Below are 7797 nucleotides of genomic sequence, written 5' to 3'. Positions count from 1 at the left end.
GAGCCTTCCAAACTATTAACCAAAACTCCAATACCTAAAATGTTAGGCAAACCCTCAATGTAACTAACATTTTAGAAAGAGCCTTCCAAACTATTAACCAAAACTCCAATACCTAAAATGTTAGGCAAACCCTCAATGTAACTAACATTTTAGAAAGAGCCTTCCAAACTATTAACCAAAACTCCAATACCTAAAATGTTAGCTTCCTTCCAATATTTCCAAAATTGCCTCCACGTCTACCAAGTCTGTCCTGGACTTTTTACGCCGCGCTTTCAACTGGTTGAGCAAGTCGGCCGCGTCGGGGAGTTCGCTGGCAGGCGCTGAATTTTGTTTCAGGTCGGCGAGCTGCGTTTCAATTTCCTCCCGATCGGCGTGCTCTGTCGCAAGTTGCGATCGCACTTCTGCTAATTCTTGCCTCAGCTTATTGGTGATATGGGTGCTGGATTCTAGAAGCTTGGCATAGTCTGCCTGTAAATCCTTTACCCTATTGGCGCTGGTGTTCAGCAGTTCCAGGTATTGCCGCTTGGTTTCATTGTCTTCCTGTCTCAATCTTTCATTCTCAAGCCTGAGCGATTCATCGTTGCCCTCGCTCAGGCTCTCAATTTTCCCAGGCGTTCTTCAATCCCTGCTAGTTTAGCCGCTAGCTTACTGTCTAGCAATGTGTCTAGCCTGTTGTCTAGCAGTGGTTCAATCTCTGCTGGAGATTGGCGGAGAGCTTCAGATTGTGCGGTAGGATTAGCGGCCGCTTCTAAAGTTCTTACCACCCATGCGTTGACGCTCAAACCCTGGGCTGCTGCTACTTCCTTGATAGTCTCCAACAAGTCGCGGCGTCCGTCCAATCTCAAGTTAAGCTGGCATCTGTCTGTCATGTCTAGTACCTGTCTAGTTACTACTAGACACATAGTAGCACTATGTCTAGTGACTGTCTAGTGATTTGTAGATATTTCTTTTCAAGTGTCTAGCAAGTGTCTAGCAAGAGCGTATCAAAAAAGCTCCCAAACATCGAGGCTTGGAAGCCGTGATCCACCGTACCCAAAACGGGCATATTCACCGTATCAGTTAAGAAGTGTTTTCGGTACGTCGATGTAGCGGCCAACAATCTCGTCTAGTAATTGCCCCATCGTCAGCCCGCGACGCACACTCTCAAGCCTCAAAAATTCCTGCGTCGTTGGTAGCACTGAAGTCGCTAGCTTAGCCATATTTTTAGGAAGTTCAACTATCCCACCATCTTAACTATCGGCAATAGGAGTCCTAGATGGGGAAAGGCACATTTCCCCATCTAGGACGTGGAAGTACCGAGGCTACGTCAGGAAACCATCATTTCCTGAGCCAGCACTCCAAAGTGTTACAACTTCTCCCGCATCAAGAACGTAAGAAGATTGGAACCCTTCGGAACTTGGACAGTTACTTCGGTCAAGTTGTGCGATGTTTTATCAAGCCTTATGAGGTAGTCAGTTTCACTGCTGCCATGCCGGACATCAAGCACCTCACCGTGCTCACCTTCATAAAGGCTGCGAGGTTCGACAATTACCACCCGATCGCCTTTCTCAAATTCTCTGGGAATTTTTTGAGTAGGTAGTGACAGAGGTAGTGACGGGGTAGTGACGGAGGTAGTGACACCCTCAACACATTGCCCAGCAAGAGTTCCAGGCTTACTGTCACTACCGTCACTACCTTTTTGCCCAAACATTCCCCCACTTTTTTCCTGTTGGCTTTCAACGTTGTGAGTACAACTTGAAAATTCATTTTGATTATTTGCCAAAAAGGTAGTGACAGGTAGTGACACTTCACTTGTAATCGTTTTAGGGCAATGATTTAAGGGTGTCACTACCTCCGTCACTACCCCGTCACTACCTGTCACTACCTTTGTTCTTTCCCAGTACCATTGCACCCGTCCATCAATCCGTTTTTGTTTCTCCGCTCTCTTCCATCCGTTTCGCCGAATGATGTCGGATACCCGCATTTGCTCACGCCTGCCTTGGTTGGCTAAATCAATGTTGATAGCCTTGCTTAACAGGTCGGGGATTGTACACTCGTGTCGATTTTCGAGATATGCAAAGATGGCTGATTCCCATGTATCGGGAGATTGCCAGCTCTTATTAGCTTCTGCTAGCTGTGCATCTTCCTCAGTGGAAAGCCACCAGGACTCACCCGCCAGATAACAGCGCACCCCTTCCCCCCAAATGCGATCGCGCTCAGTTTTGAGCAAGTGGATGGGAATTTTTTGTTTTACGGGAATAACCCAGTAGCGGCGTTCCCCGGTGGGGTCTTGTAGAAACTCTTGACGGTTTGTTGTTCCGACAAAAATGGAAGTACGGGGGAAATCTTCGATCGAGCGCCCGTAAGGGCGGCGTAAACTGTCGATTCGTGAACTCAAGAAAGCCTTTAACTGTTCAACTTCCTTGCGCTTGTAAGCCGTCTCAAACTCGGCATACTCAAGTACCCAATACCGTCGTAGTTTGAGTTTTTCGTCTTTCTCGTTTGCATCCGACAAATTATCTGTAAACCAGGGTTGCCCAGTCAGTGCCTCCCAAAATGTCGATTTAAGAAAGCCTTGGTCGCCTTGGAAGATGCAAAGCGTATCGTGTTTGCATCCGGGCTTAAATGTCCTGGCAACCGCTGCTATTAGAGTTTTTCGCAGCATTGTCGCGTGTAGCGGATCAGGTGTACCCAGATACCTCAACGCGAGTTCATTTAAATCAATCGGCTCGGCTGTGTCAAGCGATTCGAGGTAACGGCGGACTGGGGAGTAAGCATTTTTAGTTGCTAGTGCCAACGTGAAATCGGCCGCTGCATCTTTACTGATGTCGATGTCTAGTTCATCGGCAATGCGGATATACATCCCATCTAGTTTGCAGTCTTCACCGTCGAGTTCGACTTGCTGGCTCATCTCATTGAGCTTCAAACGCTTGCCGTACCGGGTTTCCAACAGGTTCATAAGTCGCTTGTTTTTGGATTTGACAGGATTGCTACCCGCCGCATCTTCCAGGACTTTCATCGGCAAGGATTCCTCTGTCGGCAAAGGCTCCGGTTTTTGAGCTTGCAATGCAATTTCTGCGTTCATCCGGCTCAAAAATTCATCTGGCCCGATTGCTTCTAAGATTTCTCGGATGTCGCCTTTCTCTGGGATGTCGGGGTATATCTTGCGCGGGTCAATGATGATGCAGGGGAATTGGATATGACGCGCAACTAGCCAAACTTTTTGACCCTTCCTAATCCCCTCATCGTCGTGGTCGCGTAGTTTTGCCAGCACCACGTTTTTACCTGTAGCTCGCAGTGTTTCCAGCATGATTTGAATTTCGGCGTCGCTCCAATTGGAGCCTTGCATGGTTAACGCTGCGATGCTGTAACTTCTTGCTAAATCTACGTTTGGCTCTCCTTCTGGTGCCAGCACTGCAACGGGTACACCGTCAGGGATAGCTGCTAAAGCTTTAACTACCTCATCTATGCGGTATGCCGGCCAGCGAGCCTTACCCTTCGCCCAAACTTTCTTGCCGTCAGCATCTATGTGAAATTGGCTGTAAGTTTTATCGCGCCCTTTTGGATTACTGGTATCTGGCCATTCGTACCGCACCGCCTTTTGATTGCTGCTGTATTCGTAGGTGATTTGGACAGCGTTGGATGGGACACCCTTGGGGAAATACTTCGGCCGCTCGGCGCGGGGTGGTTTTCCTGGTGCTGGTAACTTCAAGAGTTTTGCGCCGATCGGAACTGGTGCGGGTGGGTACTCTTTCTTTTTAGCCTTCGGTTTTCTTGCTTGCTGTGCGGGTCGCTCGCCTTTGGCTTCTGCCAAGAATTTTGATAGTGGTCGAATAGCTTCGCGGATGTCCTTGGTCGAACAACCACCGCTCCAGCATTGATATGCCTTGCTTTTGAGGTTGACAGTTAGCCGCTGGCCTTGGCACACAGGGCAAGTGTAGGCATTCTTTCCCTTGCCGGGCTCTAGTTTGTCTAAATGGTCACGGATGTCGAATGTTGATTGAGAGGAATCTTCGGAAAAATCGAATGCAGAGCTTTCCCCGGTGGGGTAGGATGTAGTCATATGCCCTCCTTGGGCTTGAATTAGTCAAAAGGCCGCTGCAAGCTCTGGGTACCAATCAGAAGCAGCGGTTTTTTGCTGGGTAAAAATTTGGACATTGAATAAGCATGGGGTACCGTGCCGCTTAAATCAATAAGCGGACACGGCTAGGTCGCTGCGAGCACAGCTACCCATTTCGAGCTTATGGGGAATAGGGACAAACATCGCTACAGGTGGCGGCGCACGCCCCGTTAAAGGCTGAAGCACCTCTATTCGAGGCGTAGGGATGCGAAGGTGTGTAGGAATCAAGCGGAGACAAATGAAGCGGGGCCGCAGTTTTGTTACAAGGCTCATCAAATCCCAGATGTCTATCAAGCCGGCGAGAATCTCCCAGTGCTCCTCGAATACTGGCAGCGAAATTCCGTCTTCTATAGCATTACAAACTGCGTCCGAGTAAAGTTCAAGTTTTTTATCCCGCACTTCTGCCTTCGTTTTGGAGCCTCGCAAGTGCTCAGTGAGCATACGGATAATTTCGGCTGCCCCTTGGGGTTCCAGTTTTCTTGTCGCGTGCTTCAGTTTTCGCCTCATCCACTGATTCATAACCAACAATAGTAACCCTAGTATTTTTAATAGAATGCAACGACTGCGGAAATCTTTAACTAATGCGCTGGCTTCCTTGCCAGGCAAGGCTTAGCCGTCACTTGAACTACGTTGTTCGAGGCTTAAATTACAACCCTCGTGTAATCGCCCTGGTCTACCCTAAAACCTAGGAACTCAGAAGCCTTGCGGAGCCTGGCGTTCAATATAGGGCAAAATTACTACAGGGTTATAGGGTTGAATTTTTAATATGTTGGAAAAAGCGGCCCTATTTCAGCGATTTTGCCCCCCTCTGAAATTGCCCAGATTGAGGAGATAGCATCTTGATAGAAATTGCCTAAACACAAGCTCGCTTCTCAGCGCCCCGACTCCCTAATTTTTGGTATAGGGCAATATCCTTACAGACCTATAGGTCTGAATTTTTAATATAGGTTCGCAAGGGCTGATTTTGAGGGCGTTTCGGGTGCTGATTTTTCTGCTTTTTGGGGTGTTTACCGGATGTCATTCAGCCCGGTAGTCGCGGCCGGGAGGCAGGCCATAAGCCAGCCCCCTCCCGGCCCACGTTACTCATCCATCAGACTTTTGAACTGAGCATAAGCCCGTTTCCAAGCTTCACTTCCTCCCTTCTTGCACTCCCACAGCTTCTCGATCGTCTGGGTCTGGTTCAGTTCAGAACGCATTTTTTGGATCAACTCTATAGCCTGTTTCTTGGTCAAATTCAGGCTTGTGAACCGTTCGTCATCTACGGCTAAAGCATTGTCCTCTGCCTGGTTCAGCGTTTGAACTAGGGGTTCAGCGGGTTCTGATGGTTCAGGCTTATACAAGGCTTCCAACCGCTCCCGCACTTCTTCCATCTCAGCGTTAGGGGGAGCTAAAATCGCCTCAGCTTCCTGTTGCCGCTGTGTTTGGCTGACATAGGCGCTCGTGCTGATTTCATCAATCACATCAGCCTTGATCGCACGGGTTTTTATGAGTTCGATTTCATCTTCTTCAGCCTGTTTGCGGGCGATATTGCCAGCGCCGATCGCGCAACTTACGGCGGCCATCAAACTCAAGCCTTGAATTGACTTGTGCCAGCCGATGCGCTTGTCCAGGGCAACCAGGGGACACAACCAAAGAGCGATCGCAGTTCCCGACAAAATCCACATTTTTAGGAGCATAAGAGTACCCCCGCGCCGACGATTGCCATTGCCAGCACAGCCAGCAAGAGCGCTTGAAGATTATTGACTGAAATCTTGAGCCAGCCACTGACAGAGAAATCTAGCAGCCAGCACAGACCCCATAAAATAAATGCTGCTGCTACCAAGAATGCGATCGCTCGAAACGACATCGGATGCAAACTCGCTATCCATCCCAGAAGGGAGGAAGCGATGCACCCGGCGACAAAATAGTTTGCCAAGTACATCGCTCGCATTACTCTTCCTCCCCTTCCTCAATTTCAAGCTCTACGATATTGCCTTGCACAAAATCACCCTTAATCTCGTGCGTGTAGTTACCCCCATCTAGATTGACGGTGTAATTCTCGGTTTCAGTTGAGAGATTGTCGGGAACAGTCCCACTACTGTCCACAAATCGAAATACGTTGCCGTTTTTGTCGATGAATAATGGCATCAGCTTTTACCTCCCTTTTCTTCGTGCCTGATAACTGCGTGGATAGCGTCGCTCTTTGAGATTGGCTGCGGAGATGTAACCCGTAAAGTTTTAATCACTTGCCCCGTGAGAGCGTTAGTAACCGAGATGTCGCGCTGATACTTCATTTCTTCCCTCCTAGCACTGCATCCCATGGTCGGGGTTGAGGAACTGCTACGGCGGGGGGGCGGAAATTTTGCAGGGTGTAGGAGCATCGGTTGCCACCCCAAGGGGAATTGCTTATTTCCACATAGTGTGCAAGCTCAAACGTAAAACCATTGGCGCGTAAAGCTTTTACCAATTTCTTCATTTCTTTTTTGTTGCCAGCAAGCCACATATATTCCATCAGCTTGCACCTCCCGTCAGCTTGGCAGTGATTGCATCAATGCGTTCCCGCGCTGAATTCTCGGCTTTGTCAATTCCAAGTCCGAGCTTCGCGTATCCCGGTCGGAGTCCGTGCAGCTTCTTAGCTAACCCAGCGTTGCTGCGAACTTTTTTTAACTCCTCACCAGCAACCACTCCCTCATATTTCCTGTGAGATTTATGCACGGTGGCATCCGCTACTTCAATTGCTCCAAGAGCTTTGTAGGCTTTCTTGCTATGGCGAGCGCCCTCGGTTTTTTCCTTCGCCAGTTTCTTCATTGCGTTCGCTTCCTCTTTGTCAAAGTAGCGGGGGGCTGGCACTACAGGCGTAGTGCGAATACTGCCGAAGTTGCCGGGATTCATCGGGGAAATTGCCCCCGTGTCGGTAGCGGCTAAAACCTTTGATTTATCAATGCTGTGGTTGCCGTCGTTGCCACTGGTAATTTTTCCAGCAGCAGCTTGACCGCCACCAAACAGTCGCAGTTGTAAGCTCATTATTTACCTACCTGAATTGTGATTTTTACGGGGAGTAAATTAAGCGGATTGATGCGGGGAAACATTCCTAAAATCAGCAAAGCAAGCCCTACCGACGCTAAAGCGAGAGCAAGAGCTTGCGCCCAGTCAATCCACTCCAGCAGATTTATCTGGCGGGCTGATTCCTGATTCTGTATTGCTGTGTCAAGCGGTTCAGACTTGCGATCGAACTCTAGCCCGTGTGCGAGTAGCAATTTCTCCCAAGTGCTAGTCGCTGTAAGCTTTCCGAATTCTCGGGCTTGCTCATTGGTCAGCCCGCAGTCGTAAGCAAGCTCTTTGAGCTGGTCTATCCGACGCCGACCGCTACCAAATCCAGTCACCGACGTATTAAGAGATGCGATCGACCTGGTAGAGAGGTCGCCGTCATATGTCATATTTATTTGGCTCCAAACGTATTAACGGTACGGTTTGGGGAAGTTCGTCAGTAGTTCAGTGTTAGTCGCACTGGACTCTGGCGCATCAAATCTTCCTTAGTTACTTACGATCGCAGATTCTCAGCTACATTGCAAGCTGCAATTGTAAAGTTTTCACACGCCCTGGTGTTGAATTTCAGTAAAGCCCCGGAGTGAACCGAGAAACGAGCCTTCCAAACTATTAACCAAAACTCCAATACCTAAAATGTTAGGCAAACCCTCAATGTAACTAACATTTTAGAA

General features: G+C 48.8%; 11 protein-coding genes. All 11 read right to left on the bottom strand.

The features are described 5' to 3' along the window. Positions 1 to 198 precede the first annotated feature (198 nt). The 11 genes from QUA54_RS33360 to QUA54_RS33310 all read right to left on the bottom strand — a co-directional run bounded on the left by QUA54_RS33360 (position 199) and on the right by QUA54_RS33310 (position 7515). A complete protein-coding gene (locus tag QUA54_RS33360) occupies positions 199 to 549 on the bottom strand; it encodes a hypothetical protein (protein WP_333419219.1) in 351 nt (116 codons plus the stop codon). 41 nt (positions 550 to 590) lie between these two features. After that, positions 591 to 869 (bottom strand): hypothetical protein, encoded by a 279-nt coding sequence (locus QUA54_RS33355; RefSeq protein ID WP_333419217.1) that lies wholly within the window; start codon positions 867 to 869, stop codon positions 591 to 593. Between the two features lie 186 nt (positions 870 to 1055). Next, positions 1056 to 1199, bottom strand: a complete 144-nt coding sequence (locus tag QUA54_RS33350; protein WP_333419215.1) for a hypothetical protein — start codon at positions 1197 to 1199, stop codon at positions 1056 to 1058. 146 nt (positions 1200 to 1345) lie between these two features. Further along, positions 1346 to 4042: a VapE domain-containing protein gene (locus QUA54_RS33345; RefSeq protein WP_333419213.1), complete on the bottom strand. Its 2697-nt coding sequence runs from the start codon at positions 4040 to 4042 to the stop codon at positions 1346 to 1348. A 126-nt stretch (positions 4043 to 4168) separates the two neighbouring features. Further along, entirely contained in the window at positions 4169 to 4540 is a 372-nt protein-coding gene (locus QUA54_RS33340; protein ID WP_333419211.1) for a hypothetical protein, read from the bottom strand. Between the two features lie 638 nt (positions 4541 to 5178). Then, complete coding sequence (locus QUA54_RS33335) at positions 5179 to 5775, bottom strand: hypothetical protein (RefSeq protein WP_333419209.1); 597 nt, start codon at positions 5773 to 5775, stop codon at positions 5179 to 5181. Next, complete coding sequence (locus QUA54_RS33330) at positions 5766 to 6029, bottom strand: hypothetical protein (protein ID WP_333419207.1); 264 nt, start codon at positions 6027 to 6029, stop codon at positions 5766 to 5768. The genes QUA54_RS33335 and QUA54_RS33330 overlap by 10 nt, the downstream gene beginning before the upstream one ends. After that, the gene (locus tag QUA54_RS33325) at positions 6029 to 6226 is read right to left on the bottom strand and encodes a hypothetical protein (RefSeq protein WP_333419206.1); all 198 of its coding nucleotides are present in this window, start codon (positions 6224 to 6226) and stop codon (positions 6029 to 6031) included. The genes QUA54_RS33330 and QUA54_RS33325 overlap by 1 nt, the downstream gene beginning before the upstream one ends. 142 nt (positions 6227 to 6368) lie before the next feature. Next, entirely contained in the window at positions 6369 to 6590 is a 222-nt protein-coding gene (locus QUA54_RS33320; protein WP_333419204.1) for a hypothetical protein, read from the bottom strand. After that, the gene (locus QUA54_RS33315) at positions 6590 to 7102 is read right to left on the bottom strand and encodes a hypothetical protein (protein WP_333419202.1); all 513 of its coding nucleotides are present in this window, start codon (positions 7100 to 7102) and stop codon (positions 6590 to 6592) included. The genes QUA54_RS33320 and QUA54_RS33315 overlap by 1 nt, the downstream gene beginning before the upstream one ends. Next, complete coding sequence (locus tag QUA54_RS33310; RefSeq protein ID WP_333419200.1) at positions 7102 to 7515, bottom strand: hypothetical protein; 414 nt, start codon at positions 7513 to 7515, stop codon at positions 7102 to 7104. Before QUA54_RS33310 ends, QUA54_RS33315 begins: the two co-directional genes overlap by 1 nt. Positions 7516 to 7797 lie beyond the last annotated feature (282 nt).

It is taken from the genome of Microcoleus sp. MOSTC5, assembly GCF_036701825.1.
Classification (GTDB): domain Bacteria; phylum Cyanobacteriota; class Cyanobacteriia; order Cyanobacteriales; family Microcoleaceae; genus Microcoleus; species Microcoleus asticus.
This window is presented reverse-complemented; position numbering and strand designations above follow the sequence as displayed.